Below are 17,378 nucleotides of genomic sequence, written 5' to 3'. Positions count from 1 at the left end.
CCCCCTCGCCGAGCCATAACAATGTGTCAACTCTACGCGTGTAGCGCGGAGTTGCCGCGCTAGCGTCGCCGACGCCCGCCACCTCCCCCATGCAGCCCCTTTCCCCGAGGAGAGTGCGCCATCAACGCGTCCAGCCCTCCCGCTGCCGTCGAACTGCGCGGCATCACCAAGCGCTTCCCCGGCGTCGTCGCCAACCGCGACATCGACATCACGGTCCGGACGGGCACCGTCCATGCCCTGTGCGGTGAGAACGGTGCCGGCAAGTCCACCCTGATGAAGATCCTCTACGGCATGCAGCAGCCGGACGAGGGCACCATCACGGTCAATGGCGAACAGGTCACCTTCCACAACCCGGGCGACGCCATCGCCCGCGGCATCGGCATGGTGCACCAGCACTTCATGCTCGCCGACAACCTCACCGTGCTGGAGAACGTCGTCCTCGGCGCGGAGAAGCTGTACGGCATCGGAGGCAAGGCCCGAGCCAAGATCAAGGAGATCTCGGACGCCTACAGCCTGAACGTCCGTCCGGACGTGCTCGTGGAGGAGCTGGGCGTCGCCGACCGCCAGCGGGTGGAGATCCTCAAGGTCCTCTACCGCGGCGCCAAGACCCTCATCCTCGACGAGCCGACGGCCGTGCTCGTGCCGCAGGAGGTCGACGCGCTCTTCGACAACCTGCGCGAGCTGAAGTCCGAGGGCCTCACCGTCATCTTCATCTCCCACAAGCTGGGCGAGGTGCTCTCGGTCGCCGACGAGATCACCGTCATCCGGCGCGGCACCACCGTCGGCACGGTCTCGCCGCAGGGCACCACCCCCAAGCAGCTCGCCGAGCTGATGGTCGGCGCCGAGCTGCCCACCCCGGAGACCGCGGAGTCCACCGTCACGGACGTCCCGATGCTGAAGCTGGAGGGGCTGCACCTCGCGCAGACCGACCTCGAGGGCATCGAGCGGATCATCCTGGACCAGATCTCCTTCACCATCCACAAGGGCGAGGTCCTCGGCATCGCCGGTGTGGAGGGCAACGGCCAGTCCGAGCTGGTCGAGGCGATCATGGGCATGCGCCATCCGGACGCCGGTGTCATCACCCTCGACGGCACCGACATCTCCCACGCCCCGACCCGCGACCGCCGCGAGGGCGGCATCGGCTACATCCCCGAGGACCGCCACCGCCACGGCCTGCTGCTGGAAGCACCGCTGTGGGAGAACCGCATCCTCGGTCACGTCACCGAGAAGCCCAACGCACGTGGCCGGCTGCTCGACATCAAGGCCGCCCGCGCCGACACCGAGCGGATCGTGCAGGACTACGACGTCCGTACCCCCGGTATCGACGTCACCGCGGCCTCGCTGTCCGGCGGCAACCAGCAGAAGCTGATCGTCGGCCGCGAGATGAGCCACGACCCCAAGCTGCTCATCGCCGCCCACCCCACCCGCGGTGTGGACGTCGGCGCGCAGGCGGCCATCTGGGACTACATCCGCGAGGCCCGCCGCGAGGGCCTGGCCGTGCTGCTGATCTCCGCGGACCTGGACGAGCTGATCGGGCTCTCCGACACCCTGCGGGTGATGTACCGCGGCCGTCTGGTCGCCGACGCCGACCCCGCCACCATCACCCCCGAAGAGCTGGGCTCCGCCATGACGGGTGCGGCCACCGGCCACCTGGAGCACACAGAGGACGACGAGCGATGAACAAGCTGACCTCACGGATCGACAAGGAGCGGCTGTTCCTCGGCCTCGCCGCACCGGTGCTGGCGGTCGTCGCCGCACTCGTCGTCACCACCCTGGTGATCCTCGCGACCGGCAAGAACCCCGGCGACGCGTTCAGCGACATGGTGACCTACGGCTTCGCCAGCGACAGCCAGGTCTACATCCTGAACAAGGCGACGACGTACTACCTGGCCGGTGTCTCGGTGGCCATCGGCTTTCGGATGAACCTGTTCAACATCGGTGTCGACGGCCAGTACCGGCTCGCCGCGTTCTTCGCCGCCGTCCTCGGCGGCGCGCTGACCGTGCCCGGCTGGCTCGCCATCCCGCTGATCCTCATCTGCGCCATGGCGACCGGCGCCCTGTGGGCCGCCATCGCCGGCATCCTCAAGGTGACCCGGGGCGTCAGCGAGGTCATCTCGACGATCATGCTGAACTCGATCGCCACCGCGATCATCGCCTACCTGCTGCAGCCCGGAAAGCTGGCCCAGCTGGAGCAGGGCGGCACCGTCGTCTCCACCAAGCCGCTGCCGTCGTCCTCGCACTTCTTCAACATCGACATGGGCCCGGCCGGTGAGCTGTGGGGCTTCATCTTCCTCGCCGCCGTCGTCGGCATCGCCTACTGGTTCGTGCTCGGCCGCACCCGGTTCGGCTTCGACCTGCGCACCGTCGGCCAGTCCGAGAGCGCGGCCTCCGCGAGCGGTGTGTCGGTGAAGAAGATGGTCGCCACCAGCATGATCATCTCGGGTGCGGTGGCCGGTCTCATCGGCATGCCGACCCTGCTCAACGACTCCTACGCGTTCAGCAGCGACTTCCCGGCCGGCATCGGCTTCACCGGCATCGCCATCGCCCTGCTCGGCCGCAACCACCCGATCGGCATCGCGCTCGGCGCCCTGCTCTGGGGCTTTTTGGAGCGCACCACCAACCACCTGGAGTTCCAGGGCTACGACAAGGAGATCCTCGGCGTCATCCAGGGCGTCATCGTCCTCTGCGTCGTGATCGCCTACGAGGTCGTACGGCGTTACGGCCTCAAGCGCCAGCAGCAGAAGGTCGGCGCGGAACTCGCCGCCCAGGCCGCCGCGACGAAGAAGCAGGAGGTGGCGTGATGACTGCCACGATGACCGACACGCCGCCGCCCGCGGCACCCAAGGCGGCGGGCGCCTCCCAGCGCTCGGGCCGCTCCCTCGGCCAGATCCTCGTGATCGTCGCCGGTGCCCTGCTGCTCCTGGCCGCCGTCCGCATGATCACCGGCTCCAACTCGCTCGACTCCGCCGGGCAGGTCGGCGCCGCGCTCGGCCTCGCCGTGCCGATCGGTCTCGCCGGTCTCGCCGGTCTGTGGTCCGAGCGGTCCGGCGTGGTCAACATCGGCCTCGAGGGCATGATGATCCTCGGCACCTTCGGCGCCGGCTGGGTCGGCTGGCAGTCCAGCCCCTGGCTCGGCCTGCTGTGCGGCATCGGCTTCGGTGTCCTGGGCGGCCTGCTGCACGCCGTCGCCACCGTCACCTTCGGCGTGGACCACATCGTCTCCGGTGTCGCGATCAACCTGCTCGCGCTCGGTGCCACCCAGTACCTCGCCAAGCTGTTCTTCGCGGGCGGCTCGGCGGCCAACGCGGGCGGCAACCCCAAGCAGTCCCCGCCGGTCGGCTCGCTGCCGCAGGTCACCGTGCCCGGCCTGTCCAGCGGCCTGCACTCGCTCGAGCAGCACCACTGGTTCCTGGTCTCCGACCTCGCGGGCATCATCGGCGGGCTGGTCACCGACCTGTCCGTGGTGACGATCCTGGCCGCGGTGCTGTTCGTCGGCAGCTGGTGGGTGCTGTGGCGCACCCCGTTCGGTCTGCGGCTGCGCTCCTGCGGCGAGAACCCGACGGCCGCCGAGTCCCTCGGTGTCAACGTCTACAAGTACAAGTACCTGGCCGTGGCCGTCTCCGGCGGCCTCGCCGGCCTCGGCGGCGCCTTCCTCGCGCTGGTCACCTCGCACACCTACCTGGAAGGCCAGACCGCCGGCCGTGGCTACATCGGCCTCGCGGCGATGATCTTCGGCAACTGGCGTCCGGGCGGCCTGGCGATGGGCGCGGGCCTGTTCGGCTACTCCGACGCCCTCCAGCTGCGCAACGGCGGTACGACCGTCCACGCGCTGCTGCTCCTGCTGGTCATCCTGCTCGTGGTCCTGGCAGGCTGGAAGCTGTACCGCACGTCGCTGTGGCAGGGCGCGATCAGCCTCATCGTGGCCGCCCTGGTCCTGCTCTGGTACCTGGTCACCGACGAGGTCCCGAGCGACTTCGTGGGCGCCACCCCGTACGTCGTCACCCTGCTGGTGCTGTCCCTGTCGGCGCAGCGCCTGCGGATGCCGAAGGCGGACGGCATGCGCTACCGGAAGGGCCAGGGCAAGTGACGCAGAAGGCCGCCGAGTTCGACTGGGAGGCGCTGCGGGAGGTGGCGCGGGAGGCGATGTCCCACGCGTACGCCCCCTACTCCGGCTTCCCGGTCGGCGTGGCGGCACGGGTCGACGACGGCCGCACGGTCACCGGCTGCAATGTGGAGAACGCCTCCTACGGCATCGGCCTGTGCGCCGAGTGCGGTCTGGTCTCGGACCTGCAGCGCACGGGCGGCGGCCGTCTGACGCACTTCACCTGCGTCGACGGCACCGGCGGCCTGCTGGTCCCGTGCGGCCGCTGCCGCCAGCTGCTGTACGAGTTCGGCGGCCCCGACCTCCTCCTGGACACCCCCGAGGGCGTCCTCCCGCTCGCCGAGATGCTGCCCCAGGCCTTCGGCCCGGACCATCTCACCAAGTAACGCCGTACGGCCCCCCTGTCCCGCTCGCAGGGGGGCCGCACACTTCGCACCTCCCGGAAGGAAGCCATCAGCCATGGCCATGGACGTCATCTCCGTGATCCGCACCAAGCGGGACCGCGGCGAGCTGACCGACGAGCAGATCGACTGGGTCATCGACGCGTACACCCGCGGCGAGGTCGCCGACGAGCAGATGTCCGCGCTCGCCATGGCGATCCTGCTCAACGGCATGAACCGCCGCGAGATCGCCCGCTGGACGGCGGCCATGATCGCCTCCGGCGAGCGCATGGACTTCTCGGCCCTGTCCCGCCCGACGGCGGACAAGCACTCGACGGGCGGCGTGGGCGACAAGATCACGCTCCCCCTGGCCCCGCTGGTGGCCGCGTGCGGCGCCGCCGTCCCCCAGCTCTCGGGCCGGGGCCTCGGCCACACCGGCGGCACCCTGGACAAGCTGGAGTCGATCCCCGGCTGGCGTGCCCTGCTCTCCAACGAGGAGATGCTGCACGTCCTGGACACCACGGGCGCGGTGATCTGCGCGGCGGGCGACGGCCTGGCCCCGGCGGACAAGAAGCTGTACGCGCTGCGGGACGTGACGGCGACGGTGGAGGCGATCCCGCTCATCGCCTCCTCGATCATGTCGAAGAAGATCGCCGAGGGCACGGGCTCCCTGGTCCTGGACGTGAAGGTCGGCACGGGCGCCTTCATGAAGACCCTGCACGACGCCCGGGAACTGGCGACGACGATGGTGGGCCTCGGCACCGACCACGGCGTGAAGACGGTGGCCCTCCTGACGGACATGTCGACCCCGCTGGGCCTGACGGCCGGCAACGCGCTGGAGGTCCGGGAGTCGGTGGAGGTCCTGGCGGGCGGCGGCCCGGCGGACGTCGTGGAACTGACGATCGCCCTGGCCCGCGAGATGCTCGACGCGGCCGGCATCAAGGACGCCGACCCGGCGAAGGCCCTGGCCGACGGCTCGGCGATGGACGTCTGGCGCCGGATGATCGCGGCCCAGGGCGGCGACCCGGACGCCGTGCTGCCCACCTCCCGCGAGCAGCACGTGGTGAAGGCGCCCTCCTCCGGTGTCCTCACCCGGCTGGACGCCTACGACATCGGCATCGCCGCCTGGCGCCTGGGCGCCGGCCGCGCCCGCAAGGAGGACCCGGTGCAGGCGGCGGCAGGCGTGGAGATGCACGCCAAGCCGGGCGACACCGTGACCGAGGGCCAGCCCCTGCTGACGCTGCACACGGACACCCCGGAGCGCTTCGAGTACGCCCTGCAGGCGGTCGAGGGCTCCTACGACATCGCGGCCCCGGGCACGGAGTTCCCGGCGACGCCGGTCGTGCTGGAGCGGATCGCCTGACCTGCCCCGCGGCCAACGGCCGCTGACGGCACGCCCGAACGGGACCGGTGGACCACCGCCGGTCCCGTTCGGCGTAGGGGATGGGCCCATGGACGAGGCGGACCCTCACCCCAACGTCGCCGCCACGGCCACCAGCACGCCGGCCCAGCACCTCGCCGCCCTGCGTGCCGAGCGTCCCGCGCCGCCCGAGCACATGGCCCGCCCCGATGACCACCGCGATCACCGCGAACCCGCTCGGCACCCCCGTCACGCGGCCCACCCTGGCGGTGGCGGGGGAGCCGGTCGATGTGATCTCCGACGGGCGCCGGGGTATCAGCCGCGCAGCCGCCCCGGCAGTCGCTGGGGCGGCAGCGGGACGTCCCCGCTCTCGTCGACGGGGGTGCCCTTGGGATAGCGCAGACAGCCCGCGGAGGCGGAGAGGGCGAGCCGGCCGCCCGGGTACGTGTCGAGGCCGACGCGTGCGTCGCTGTGCGGCGGGGTCGCCTCCAGGCTGATGGAGTGATTGCGACTCGTGTACGTGGTCACCCGCCAGCCCTGCCGCCGCAAGGCGGCCCGCGCCCGGCGCAGCGCCGCCTGGCCGGCGTCCTCGGTGACCCCCTTCAGCGCCCATTCGGTGCTGACGGTGACCACCCCGGGCACATTCGGAGGTGAGTCGCTCAATTGGTCCCCGAGATGGCTCAGCCCCCGGTACTCGCACCCGTAGGCTTGCGCCGTCCGCCCGCCCCCGGTCCACTCGGTGTCCAGCTTCGCCTGCGGCAGGTCGAGGGCGTCGTACGCCTGCACGGTGCGCTGGTCCAGTCGCTGGGCCGTGACGGCGGGATCGGCGACCGGGAACGGCGTGCCCTCCCAGATCCGCAGCCCGAACCGGGCCAGCCCGACGCCCAGCACCGCCGTACCGGCCAGGGCCACGGCCACCACCGCCGGCGTCCGTCTCGTCCGGCGGCGTCGGGCCTCGACGGTGGCCGGGTGCACGGCCTGGGGATGCGGTCCTCGTGTCATGGACGGCATCCTGCGACGAGCGCGCGGACGGCACCTGAGCACTCGTACTCAGCGCAGCTACTCAACAAGCCCGCGGGAGTGGGCCGATGAGTTCCGCCTGCCCGGCGGGTCTACCGCACGTGGACGCCAAGGAACCCGCCGTGCTCGTGCTGGCCGGCCCCGTCACCCGGGACGAGGTGGCGGGGCTGTGTGCCCAGGCGCAGATGCTGCTGGCGGGCAGCGGGGGCCGTGTCGTCGTGTGCGATGTGGGCGGGCTCGGGCCCCCGGGGCTGGCCGTCGTGGATCTGCTGGCGCGGCTGGAGCTGGCCGCCCGCCGGGCCGGCGGGCGGATCCGGCTGCGGGATCCCGACCCGGCGCTACCCGCCCTGCTCGACCTCGTCGGGCTCCGCTTCCAGGTGGAGGGGCAGGCCGAAGAGGGGGAACCAGCGCTTGGTGTCGAGGAAGCAGTGGAAACCGGTGATCCGGCGCCCTGACAGCTCCAGCACCTGCACGGCCCAGGCGCTGAAACCGCCCTGCTCCTCGTCCGGCTTGTAGTGCGCGAACCCCGGCAGGCCGTTGACCTGCACCGGAAGCAATCTGGAGCCGGCACAGGAAGCGCCGAGGGTGGTCATGAAACCGGTGATGTCGGCCGAGCCGCGCAGCCACAGGTCGAACGGCGGCATCGTCATGACGGCGTCCTCGTGGAGCAGCGCCGTCAGCGCCGTCATGTCGTAGCCCTCGAAGGCCTTCACATAGCGCTCGAGCAGCTTCTGCTGCTCCTCGTCCAGCGGGTCGGACACCGCGCCCTCGGGACCCGCCTCCGCGCGCTCGGCGAGCGTGGCCCGCGCCCGCTGCAGCGCGCTGTTGACCGAGGCCACCGAGGTGTCCAGCAGCTCGGCGACCTCGCTCGCCTTCCAGGCCAGCACCTCGCGCAGGATCAGCACCGCCCGCTGCTTGGGCGGCAGCTGCTGGAGGGCCGCCATGAAGGCGAGCCGGACCGACTCCTTCGCCACGGCGGCCTCCGCCGGGTCCTCGACCGTGGGCAGCACCCGCGCGTCCGGCATCGGCTCCAGCCAGGTGTGGTCCGGGCGGGGGGAGAGCGCGGCCTGGGCCAGCGGCGTCGAGTCGGTGAGGTCCATCGGCCGCGCCCGCTTGTTGCCCGCCGTCAGCATGTCCAGGCACACGTTCGTCGCGATCCGGTACAGCCATGAGCGGAGCGAGGAGCGGCCCTCGAACTTCTCGTAGCTCCGCCAGGCCCGTACCAGGGTGTCCTGGACCGCGTCCTCGGCCTCGAAGGAGGAGCCGAGCATCCGATAGCAGTACCCGGTCAGTTCCGTCCGGTGCTTCTCCAGTGCGACGTCCAGGTCCGCCGTCGCCGTGCCGTTGCCCATCGTCCACCCACCCCTGCGGCCGTTCCCGTGCCTGTAGTGCCCAGCACTTCGGAAACTACCGCAGGGCACTGACAATGGCGCCCGGAGTGGGCAAAGGCGCAGGTCGGGGTGGGTGCCGTGACGTGCTTCAGTGCGCGCCGGCCACGAGTGCGCGCCGGGCCTCGACCCGGGCCGCCCGCGTGCCCAGCACCGTGATCGTCACGACGCCGACGACCGCCAGCAGACCCACCCCGACCGTGCCGCCCCAGCCGTCCGCGTGGAAGGCCATCGCGCCGGCCGTGCTGCCGACGCTGGAGCCGACGTAGTACGTGGACTGGTACAGCGCCGAGGCCTGGGCGCGGCCGTGGACGGCCGTCTTGCTGACCGCCGAGGAGGCCACCGCGTGGCCCGCGAAGAAGCCCGCCGTGATCAGCACCAGGCCCAGCAGGACCAGCGGCAGCGCGGGAGCCAGCGAGAGCAGCAGGCCCGTGGCCGTCGTACCGCCCGCCAGGTACAGCGCACCCCGGCGGCCGAGCCGGCCCACCAGCCGGCCCGCCGTGGACGCCGAGACCGTACCCACCAGATAGACCAGGAAGATCGAGCCGATGATGCCCTGCGGCAGCCCGAACGGCGCACCCGTCAGCCGGTAGCCGATCACCGTGTACACACCGCCGAACACCGTCATGAACAGCGCGCCGATCGCGTACAGGCGCCGCAGCAGCGGGTTGCCGAGGTGGTCGCGGACCGTGCCGAGCAGCACGCGGGGCCGCAGCGAGCCCGCCTTGAAGTGCTTCGGTGTGGGCAGCAGCAGCCGGAAGGCGATCGCGCAGGCCACCGCGAGCACGCCGATCACCCCGACGGCGATCCGCCAGCCCCACTCCTGGGCCACCCAGCCGGTGATCACCCGGCCGCTCATACCGCCGACGCTGTTGCCTGCGACGAACAGGCCGATCGCCGTGACCAGCGCCCTCGGCCGGACCTCCTCGGCCAGATAGGCCTGCGCCGAGGCCGGCAGACCGGCCAGCGCCGCGCCCTGCACCGCCCGCAGCACCACCAGCGCGCCGATCGACGGCGCGAACGGCACCAGCAGCCCGACGCTCACCGCGACGGCCAGCGAGGCCGTCATCACCGTACGGCGCCCGTAGCGCTCCGACAGGGCGCTCATCGGCAGGACGAACAGCGCCAGTCCGCCGGTCGCGGCCGCCACGGTCCAGCTCGCCTCGCTCGCCGCGACCCCGAACTCGCCGGAGATCAGCGGCAGCAGGGCCTGTGTGGAGTACAGGAGGGCGAAGGTCGCGACTCCGGCGAGGAAGAGGGCGAGGCTCATCCGGCGGTAGCCGGGGCCGCCCGGAGTCATACGGGAGTCGGCAGCGGAGTCGGAGGCGGGGACGGCTGATACGGCGTCCACGGTGGTGGACGCCCCGGTACTGGCGGGAGACATGCCTCGACCGTATGCACGGCCCACTCATCCGTCCAATGCATGGACTGGCCATAATCGTTCCCATGGCGCATCAGCAGAGCTCACCGGCTCGCCTGTCACCGAACAGTGACACAGAAGACATGTCCGCAATGGCGAAGGTGCTCGCTCCCCGCCTCGCCTACTTCGCCGGTGTGGCCCGCACCGAGCACGTGACCAGGGCCGCCCACGAGATGAACGTCCCGCAGTCCACCCTCTCGCGTGCGATGGTCCGCCTGGAGCAGGACCTGGGTGTCGACCTGTTCGCCCGGCACGGCCGTACGGTCTCCCTGACCACCGCCGGGCGCACCTTCCTCGCCTCCGTCGAACGCGCCCTCGCCGAGATCGAGCGGGCCGCCGATGAGGTGCGCGCCGACGCCGACCCGGCCACCGGCAAGGTCGCCTTCGGTTTCCTGCACACCATGGGCGCCGAGACGGTACCGGGCCTGCTCCACGCCTTCCGCGCCGACCATCCGCGCGTCCGCTTCAGCCTGGTCCAGAACTACGGCGAGGCCATGCTGGAACGCCTGCGCGCCGGCGAGCTGGACCTCTGTCTGACCTCCCCGGTCCCGGACGCCCCCGACCTGGTCGCCCGCCGCCTGGACGAGCAGAAACTCCGCCTGGTCGTCCCCGCCGACCACCGCCTGGCCACCCGCCGCCGCATCCGCCTCGCCGAGGCCGCCGACGAATCCTGGGTCACCCTGGAGCCCGGCTACGGCTTGCGGCGCATCTTCGACTCCCTGTGCCAAGAGGCCGGCTTCCGCCCGAGGGTCGCCTTCGAGGGCGAGGAGGCCGAGACCCTGCGGGGCCTGGTGGCGGCCGGCCTGGGGGTCGCCCTCCTGCCACCGCCGACCGTCGCGCGCCCGGGCGTGGCGGAACTGACGGTGACGGCCCCCAGGGCGGTCCGCGAGATCGGCGTGGCCTGGCTGGCCGACCGCCCCGACACCCCACCGGTGGCCGCCTTCAAGGCGTTCCTGCTCTCCAGAAGGGGCAACCTGCTGCCCACCTGAGCGGCGCCCGAGCTCTACCGCCTCAACGACCCCCCGAACCCCACGGCCAACGGCATCCTCAAACCGATCGGCGGCGGCGCAGCCAACGCATCCACAACGGGGCGGGACACGGCGTGTCCGTACAGCGCCCCCATCATGAAATCAACGGCCAGGGAGGCAACCTCATCCCGGTGCCCGCCCAACCCGTGCCCATCGGAATGCACTTCGAACCGGCACACCTCCCGATTCACCTTCTTCGCCCGCGCGGCGAACCGGAACGACAACTCGGGGTCGGTCCGTTCGTCGTTCGTGCCGTGCACGATCAGCACCCGCCGCCCCACCAGCTGCTTCACCGGCTCGGCAGGCGCGGCCACATCCTCCTCCGGCAGCCAAGGAGCCAGCGCCACAACGGAGTTGACGGCCTCGTGCCCGCCCGCCCGCAGCGCCGCCCGTCCGCCCATGTCCACGCCGACCAGGCACACGGGGACGTCCCCGTACCGTCGTACGACCTCGTCGGCCGCCCACTGCGCGTCCGCCGCGAGGTGGGCCTCACTGCCGTTCCAGCCCCGGTACCGGTAGTGGACGGCATGGACAGCCAGTCCCTCCGCCCGCCCCGCGCGGGCGAGCCGGCGGCCCAGTGAACGCAGCATGAGCGTCGCCCGTACGGCGGACGGCCTGCGGGCGGAGACCTCCTCCCCGCCGGGGAGCAGCACCGCCGCCGCGCTCACCGCCGTCGACGCCGGACCGATCACCTTTCCCAGCCCGGCCGTTCGGACCGGTGTCGCTTGCTGTCCCATGACAGAACAGTGTCAGAAGAGGCGGTGGACGAAACCCATAGGTGGGGTCACCGTTGCGTATCGACGGAAAAGTGCCTGGAAACAGTCGTCGCGTTCACCGGGTCCTCTACGCGCGTAGGCGTTAGAGTGCGGAAATGACGAGCCAGACTGCACCGACCGGGACCGTCTCGGCGAGTGTCCCGGCGCACATTCCGACGCCGGACCAGATCCGCCGGGCCCCCAAGGTTCTGCTGCACGACCACCTCGACGGCGGGCTCCGCCCCGGAACCGTCGTCGAACTCGCCCAGGAGACCGGCTACTCGGAACTTCCCGAGACCGATCCGGACAAGCTGGGCCTCTGGTTCCACGAGGCCGCCGACTCGGGCTCGCTGGAACGGTATCTGGAGACCTTCAAGCACACCGTCGGCGTGATGCAGACCCGCCAGGCGCTGGTCCGGGTCGCCCGCGAGTGCGCCGAGGACCTCGCCGAGGACGGGGTCGTCTACGCCGAGGTGCGGTACGCCCCCGAGCAGCACCTCGACCAGGGGCTCGGCCTCGAAGAGGTCGTCGAAGCCGTCAACGAGGGGTTCCGGCAGGGCGAGCGGCTCGCCCGGGAGAACGGCCACCGCATCCGGGTCGGCGCCCTGCTGACCGCCATGCGGCACGCGGCCCGCTCCCTGGAGATCGCCGAACTCGCCAACCGCTACCGGGACTCCGGCGTGGTCGGTTTCGACATCGCCGGTGCCGAGGCCGGCTACCCGCCCACCCGGCACCTGGACGCCTTCGAGTACCTCAAGCGCGAGAACAACCACTTCACCATCCACGCCGGCGAAGCCTTCGGGCTGCCCTCCATCTGGCAGGCGCTGCAGTGGTGCGGCGCCGACCGGCTCGGGCACGGCGTGCGGATCATCGACGACATCGAGGTCCACGAGGACGGCTCCGTCACGCTGGGCCGGCTGGCGTCCTACGTCCGCGACAAGCGGATCCCGCTGGAGCTGTGCCCCAGCTCCAACCTGCAGACCGGGGCGGCGCCCTCCTACGCCGAGCACCCGATCGGGCTGCTGCGCCGGCTGCACTTCCGGGCCACCGTGAACACCGACAACCGGCTGATGTCGCACACGAGCATGAGCCAGGAATTCGAGCATCTCGTCGGGGCCTTCGGTTACACGCTCGACGACCTGCAATGGTTCTCCGTCAATTCCATGAAATCGGCGTTCATTCCTTTCGATGAACGGCTCGCGATGATCAATGACGTCGTCAAGCCGGGATTTGCGGAACTGAAATCCGAATGGCTGTTTCAGTAGGCGGCCGCCACCAGGGCTTCTTGCGGTTCTGAGAGGCAGGGGCGGTTCGACCGGGTCCGGCTTGTGAACAGAGCGTTCACAAGCCGTCCGCATTTCGGTGTTTGCGGCGGGTGATCCGGCGTGTTTACGGTCGAGGAACGTTCATCGTTTTTGTTCCCCGTCCCTTCGTTTTCAAGGACGCAATTACCATGAAGCATTCCGCTGTCAGGACCCTCGGTGTCGCCGCCCTCGGTGCCGCTTTCGCCGCCATCGGCGCGGGCGCGGCCAACGCGGCTCCCACGGTCGTCCCGAGCACGACCCCGGCGCTGGACACCGTCACCCACGCGCTGCCGACCGAGAGCGCCGGCAGTGCCCAGCCCGGTGCCGTCGACGCCCTCACCCGTGGGCAGGACGCCCTCAGCCGGGGGCAGAACGCCCTGGGCACCGGGATGGCCGCCGCGCAGCCGGCCGTCCAGAACGCGCTGACGGGAGGGCCGACCGAGCCGCTCCGCAGCCACATCGGCGGCCTGCCCGCGCAGGGTCTGCCGACTCAGGGCCTGCCCACGCAGGGTCTGCCCACCCAGGGCCTGCCGATGAAGGGGGTCACGCTCGGCTGAGGCCGATTGCCGTACCACGCCGTTGGGGCGCCCCGGTCAGGTCCGGGAGCGCCCCGACGGCGTTCGGGGCACGGACCTCACCATGCGGTACTCGTCTTGTCCTCCGCGGGCAGCAGGATCCACAGCGCTATGTAGAGCAGGAACTGCGGGCCGGGCAGCAGGCAGGACAGCAGGAAGATCACCCGCATCGTCGTCGCGGAGGTGCCGAAGCGCCGTGCCAGCGCTGCGCACACTCCGCCGATCATGCGGCCGTGGGTGGGACGGGCAAGGGCGGTCATGACGGCTCCTCCGTGGTCGTCGCTTCGCTGTCCTTCAGCTGCCTTCGACGATACGGAGACGAAGCGGGCGAAGCGTCACTCTACGGAGCCATTCCGACCCTGGGAATCGTCGGGGTGCGCCCCTGAGACAGCTCCTCCTGGACGGTGACGGGCCGCTCCCCGGCGTGCTCGCGCGACTGCCGCCGCAGCCGTGCGCGGCCCGCGGGAACGACGCACAGGTGGGCCAGGATCACCCCGGCGGTGTTCAGCAGCAGCGAGTCGACGTCCACCACCCGGCCGGGTACGCCGGTCTGCAGCAGGGCGATGCCGAGGGAGATCAGGGCGCCCGCGGCGGTCGTACGGACCAGGGAGCCGAGCGGGGAGACGCCGAGCCTGCCGTGCGCCATCGGCAGCAGCACGCCCAGCGGGGCGAGCAGGGCCAGGCCCTCGCCGATGCGTCTGGCGGCCTGCGGCCAGCCCAGCGCCAGGTCGGCACGGATGCCGGCCAGGGGGTGCAGGTTGGCGGGTGTCACCCAGGGCACGTCCAGGGGCCGCAGCATCAGCCAGGCGACGAGGGCCAGGTGGGCGACGAGGAGGACACCCCCTGTCACCCGGACGCGGATTGCGGCGCTGTCGCCGCCGATGGAGCCTTGACGCTGCACGCCACCCTAGACGCGGCGCCGGCCCCGAACGGTTCCGGGGAGCCTGTGCTTCTTGGGCACCCTGTGCTGTCGTCCGCTATCTCCGCGCGACCTCACTGGACGGCGGCTCGACGTTCCCCGGGCGCTCGCGGACGTCGGCGGTGCATGCGTAGCGCTGGAGGGGGCCCGTGTCGGGGCCGCCCAGGATGACCGAGCCGTCGCCCTCCGTCGCCGCGGAGTCGGAGAGGGTGCACACCAGCTGGGCGAGGGCGTAGGAGGTGAGCCGGGACGGGGCCGTGCTCAGGTGGAGCGTGTCCTCCGGGTCCCGCCGGCCGGGCCCGCTCACGGTGAGGCCGCCCGGCACGTACGTCGTATAGCCCGCGGAGCGCTCCGCGGCCGAGGGCGACGCGGCGAGCTGGTCCAGGAGACCCTGCGCCACGATCACCCGGCGCCGTGCGTCCGGGGTGCCCGGCGGGACGCCCACCGTCCGGTCGACGGTCACCAGGGACGCCCCGCACAGCAGGAAGACCTGCACGGGCACGCCCTGCGCGGACTGCGTGGCCTGGTTCGGGCCGGCCAGCGAGCACGGCACCCGGGAGGGCGCCGCCCCGAAGTCGGTCGGCACCTGCGTGGCCCGGATGCCGCAGCCGCCGAGCAGCAGGCCCAGGAGGGGCAGCGCCAGCAGGCGCCCTACGGTCAGGCGTCGTACGGTCATCACCCCTCCTTTCCTGAACTTCCCGGGCTTCCGGGGTTTTCTGCATTGTCGCCGTCGGTCTTCCCGCCCTCGTCCGTCTCCTCCGTCAGCCGGGAGGCGTCCCGCGGCAGCCGCAGCGTGAACACCGCGCCGCCCTCGGGCGAGTTGGCGGCGGTGATCTCGCCGCCGTGGATGTGGGCGTTCTCCATGGCGATGGACAGACCCAGACCGCTGCCCTCGGAGCGCGGCCGGGAGGCGCTCGCCTTGTAGAAGCGGTCGAAGACGTGCGGCAGGACGTCCTCGGGGATGCCGGGCCCGTGGTCGCGGACCTGGATCACCACCGAGTCGTCCGCCGCCCGCACCGACACCCGTACCGGCGAGCCGCCGTGCTTGAGCGCGTTGCCGATGAGGTTGGCGAGGATGACGTCCAGGCGGCGCGGATCGAGGCGGGCGTGGAGGCCGCGCTCGACGTCGAGCTCGACCGCGTCCAGCCAGGCACGGGCGTCGATGCAGGCGGTGATCTGGTCGGCGACGTCGACGTCGTCCAGGACCAGCCGGGCGGTGCCCGCGTCGAAGCGGGTGACCTCCATCAGGTTCTCGACCAGGTCGTTCAGCCGGCGCGTCTCGCTGACCACGAGCCGGACCGCCGGTTCGATCATCGGGTCGATGCCGCCGGCCTCCGACTCCAGCTCCTCCTCCAGCACCTCCGTCACCGCGGTGATCGCGGTCAGCGGTGTGCGCAGCTCATGGCTCATGTCGGCGACGAAGCGACGCGAGGCCTCGTCCCGCGCGGCCATCTCCGCGACCCGCTGCTCCAGCGCCTCGGCCGCGTTGTTGAACGTCCGGGACAGATCGGCGAGTTCGTCCGTGCCCGACACCCGCAGCCGGGTGTCCAGCTTGCCCTCGCCCAGCCGCGCCGCGGCGACCCCCAGCCGGTGCACCGGCTTCAGCACGGTCGTGGCGGCGGCCTGCGCGAGCAGTGCGGCGCCGATCAGCGCGAGCCCGGTGGCGATACCCAGCGACCAGGCCAGCGAGTTGAGGTCCTTGGCCTCCGGCTCCAGGGACTTGGCCATGTAGCCGGTCGGACCCCCGCCGATCACCCTCGTACCGGCCACCAGATACGGCGTGCCGTGTGCCACGACCCGCTGCCAGTACAGGTGGTACGGCTCCTTGTTGGTGTCGGTCACCTTCTGCTGCTTGTCGACGGCCGCGCGCAGCGACTTGGGCACGTCCTCCAGCGAGAAGCCGTTGATGCCGCCCGAGTTGCCGTAGACCGGCTTGCCGGCCGTGTCCTGGGCCACCAGCAGCACGCTGAAGTGCTGGCTGCTCGCCGCCATCTGGCCCGCCGCGCGCTGGAGCTGGTCCTGTGTGGGGTGCTCCGGCAGCGCGCCGGCGCGGTTCTGCATCTCCTGCCGGAAGTCGCGCAGCACCGCGTCCTGGGCACGGGTGAGCACCGCTTCCCGGTTCAGCCAGTAGGCGATGCCGGACGCCGAGACGGCGGCCGTGAGGGCCACCAGCCCGAAGACGACGACCAGACGCAGCCTGAGGCTGGTGAACCTGAGCCGCGACAGATTTCCCTTGCGCCCCGCGGCCCAGCCGCGCAGCCCCCCTTGCTTGTCGGTCACTGAGGCGTGTCCAGGCGGTAGCCGACACCACGGACGGTGCGGATCAGGGTCGGCGACGAGGGCACGTCCTCCACCTTGGCGCGCAGCCGCTGCACACAGGCGTCCACGAGCCGCGAGTCACCGAGATAGTCGTGCTCCCACACCAGCCGCAGCAGCTGCTGCCGGGACAGCGCCTGACCGGGCCGCCGGCTCAGCTCCAGCAGCAGCCTGAGCTCGGTCGGGGTCAGCTGCAGATCCTCGCCGTTCTTCGTCACGGTCATCGCCGAGCGGTCGATGACGAGACCGCCGAAGGTCGCCGAATCGCTGGACTCACGCTCCCCGCGGCGCAGCACGGCCCGGATCCGGGCGTCCAGCACCCGGCCCTGGACGGGCTTGACGACATAGTCGTCGGCGCCGGACTCCAGTCCGACCACGACGTCGATGTCGTCACTGCGCGCGGTCAGCAGGATGATCGGCAGCTGGTCGGTGCGCCGGATACGACGGCACACCTCGAAGCCGTCGATGCCGGGCAGCATCACATCCAGCACGATCAGGTCGGGCCGCTGCTCGCGCAGCAGCTTCAGACCATCCTCACCGCTGGCAGCGGTCGCCACCCGGTGTCCCTGGCGCGTCAGGGAGAGCTCCAGGGCCGTGCGGATGGCGTCGTCGTCCTCGATCAGCAACAGGGAAGGCACGGGCTCATTCTGGCCCATGGACGGGCTGTCGTACGACCCGCCGACACCGGGCCTTCCCTACCGCCACCATCTGTGCACTTCCTGTGACGACGCCGGGCCGGACCCCTGTGACAGGTCTGTGACAGTCGACGGACACGTCCATGAAGTGCCCCCGGCAGTCTTTTGGGCACGGG

At 71.4% G+C, this 17,378-nt stretch carries 18 protein-coding genes; 9 read left to right on the top strand and 9 right to left on the bottom strand.

The features are described from left to right. Nucleotides 1–153: 153 nt before the first annotated feature. The 5 genes from BFF78_RS16565 (at nt 154) to BFF78_RS16545 (ending at nt 5,845) form a co-directional block, all read left to right on the top strand. Nucleotides 154–1,680 (top strand): ABC transporter ATP-binding protein, encoded by a 1,527-nt coding sequence (locus BFF78_RS16565; RefSeq protein ID WP_099054883.1) that lies wholly within the window; start codon nt 154–156, stop codon nt 1,678–1,680. After that, entirely contained in the window at nt 1,677–2,801 is a 1,125-nt protein-coding gene (locus BFF78_RS16560) for an ABC transporter permease (protein ID WP_069779077.1), read from the top strand. The genes BFF78_RS16565 and BFF78_RS16560 overlap by 4 nt, the downstream gene beginning before the upstream one ends. After that, nucleotides 2,801–4,087, top strand: coding sequence for an ABC transporter permease (locus BFF78_RS16555; RefSeq protein ID WP_069779076.1), 1,287 nt, complete (start codon nt 2,801–2,803; stop codon nt 4,085–4,087). The genes BFF78_RS16560 and BFF78_RS16555 overlap by 1 nt, the downstream gene beginning before the upstream one ends. Then, on the top strand, nt 4,084–4,488 hold the full coding sequence (locus BFF78_RS16550; RefSeq protein ID WP_069779075.1) for a cytidine deaminase: 405 nt from the start codon (nt 4,084–4,086) through the stop codon (nt 4,486–4,488). Before BFF78_RS16555 ends, BFF78_RS16550 begins: the two co-directional genes overlap by 4 nt. Before the next feature lie 73 nt (nt 4,489–4,561). Next, nucleotides 4,562–5,845: a thymidine phosphorylase gene (locus BFF78_RS16545; protein ID WP_069779074.1), complete on the top strand. Its 1,284-nt coding sequence runs from the start codon at nt 4,562–4,564 to the stop codon at nt 5,843–5,845. A gap of 312 nt (nt 5,846–6,157) precedes the next feature. On the opposite strand, the gene BFF78_RS16540 is transcribed toward BFF78_RS16545, so the two are convergent. Further along, nucleotides 6,158–6,844, bottom strand: coding sequence for a hypothetical protein (locus tag BFF78_RS16540; protein WP_159033016.1), 687 nt, complete (start codon nt 6,842–6,844; stop codon nt 6,158–6,160). A gap of 86 nt (nt 6,845–6,930) precedes the next feature. Here BFF78_RS16540 and BFF78_RS43290 point away from each other — a divergent pair, with 86 nt between their 5' ends. Then, entirely contained in the window at nt 6,931–7,317 is a 387-nt protein-coding gene (locus tag BFF78_RS43290) for an STAS domain-containing protein (RefSeq protein WP_159033015.1), read from the top strand. Here the strand turns inward: BFF78_RS43290 and BFF78_RS16535 are convergent. Both BFF78_RS16535 and BFF78_RS16530 read right to left on the bottom strand, forming a co-directional pair. Further along, nucleotides 7,201–8,214 carry a sigma-70 family RNA polymerase sigma factor gene (locus BFF78_RS16535; RefSeq protein ID WP_069779072.1) on the bottom strand — a complete coding sequence of 338 codons (1,014 nt, stop codon included), beginning with the start codon at nt 8,212–8,214 and terminating at the stop codon, nt 7,201–7,203. The genes BFF78_RS43290 and BFF78_RS16535 overlap by 117 nt on opposite strands. Before the next feature lie 127 nt (nt 8,215–8,341). Then, nucleotides 8,342–9,634 (bottom strand): MFS transporter, encoded by a 1,293-nt coding sequence (locus tag BFF78_RS16530; protein WP_069779071.1) that lies wholly within the window; start codon nt 9,632–9,634, stop codon nt 8,342–8,344. Between the two features lie 62 nt (nt 9,635–9,696). Between BFF78_RS16530 and BFF78_RS16525 the strand changes: the two genes are divergently transcribed. Then, nucleotides 9,697–10,659, top strand: a complete 963-nt coding sequence (locus BFF78_RS16525) for a LysR family transcriptional regulator (protein WP_069779070.1) — start codon at nt 9,697–9,699, stop codon at nt 10,657–10,659. A 14-nt stretch (nt 10,660–10,673) separates the two neighbouring features. Here BFF78_RS16525 and BFF78_RS16520 read toward each other — a convergent pair whose 3' ends face one another. Beyond that, entirely contained in the window at nt 10,674–11,435 is a 762-nt protein-coding gene (locus tag BFF78_RS16520) for a prolyl oligopeptidase family serine peptidase (protein ID WP_099054882.1), read from the bottom strand. 134 nt (nt 11,436–11,569) lie between these two features. Here BFF78_RS16520 and BFF78_RS16515 point away from each other — a divergent pair, with 134 nt between their 5' ends. Both BFF78_RS16515 and BFF78_RS16510 read left to right on the top strand, forming a co-directional pair. After that, nucleotides 11,570–12,718: an adenosine deaminase gene (locus BFF78_RS16515; RefSeq protein WP_069779068.1), complete on the top strand. Its 1,149-nt coding sequence runs from the start codon at nt 11,570–11,572 to the stop codon at nt 12,716–12,718. 188 nt (nt 12,719–12,906) lie between these two features. Further along, nucleotides 12,907–13,314: an ATP-binding protein gene (locus BFF78_RS16510; RefSeq protein ID WP_069779067.1), complete on the top strand. Its 408-nt coding sequence runs from the start codon at nt 12,907–12,909 to the stop codon at nt 13,312–13,314. A gap of 77 nt (nt 13,315–13,391) precedes the next feature. Here the strand turns inward: BFF78_RS16510 and BFF78_RS16505 are convergent, their stop codons facing one another. The 5 genes from BFF78_RS16505 to afsQ1 form a co-directional block, all read right to left on the bottom strand. Next, on the bottom strand, nt 13,392–13,592 hold the full coding sequence (locus BFF78_RS16505; RefSeq protein ID WP_069779066.1) for a PspC domain-containing protein: 201 nt from the start codon (nt 13,590–13,592) through the stop codon (nt 13,392–13,394). Nucleotides 13,593–13,672: 80 nt separating this feature from the next. Further along, nucleotides 13,673–14,233 carry a VanZ family protein gene (locus tag BFF78_RS16500; RefSeq protein WP_069779065.1) on the bottom strand — a complete coding sequence of 187 codons (561 nt, stop codon included), beginning with the start codon at nt 14,231–14,233 and terminating at the stop codon, nt 13,673–13,675. 76 nt (nt 14,234–14,309) lie between these two features. Next, nucleotides 14,310–14,927 carry a hypothetical protein gene (locus BFF78_RS16495; RefSeq protein ID WP_193433475.1) on the bottom strand — a complete coding sequence of 206 codons (618 nt, stop codon included), beginning with the start codon at nt 14,925–14,927 and terminating at the stop codon, nt 14,310–14,312. Further along, nucleotides 14,927–16,531 carry a sensor histidine kinase gene (locus BFF78_RS16490; RefSeq protein WP_165289366.1) on the bottom strand — a complete coding sequence of 535 codons (1,605 nt, stop codon included), beginning with the start codon at nt 16,529–16,531 and terminating at the stop codon, nt 14,927–14,929. Before BFF78_RS16490 ends, BFF78_RS16495 begins: the two co-directional genes overlap by 1 nt. Next, entirely contained in the window at nt 16,528–17,205 is a 678-nt protein-coding gene (gene afsQ1 / locus BFF78_RS16485) for a two-component system response regulator AfsQ1 (protein ID WP_069779064.1), read from the bottom strand. The genes BFF78_RS16490 and afsQ1 overlap by 4 nt, the downstream gene beginning before the upstream one ends. Nucleotides 17,206–17,378: the final 173 nt, after the last annotated feature.

The organism is Streptomyces fodineus (assembly GCF_001735805.1).
GTDB classification, from domain to species: domain Bacteria; phylum Actinomycetota; class Actinomycetes; order Streptomycetales; family Streptomycetaceae; genus Streptomyces; species Streptomyces fodineus.
The sequence above is the reverse complement of the archived record's forward strand: the minus strand, read 5'-3'. Positions and strand labels throughout refer to the sequence as shown.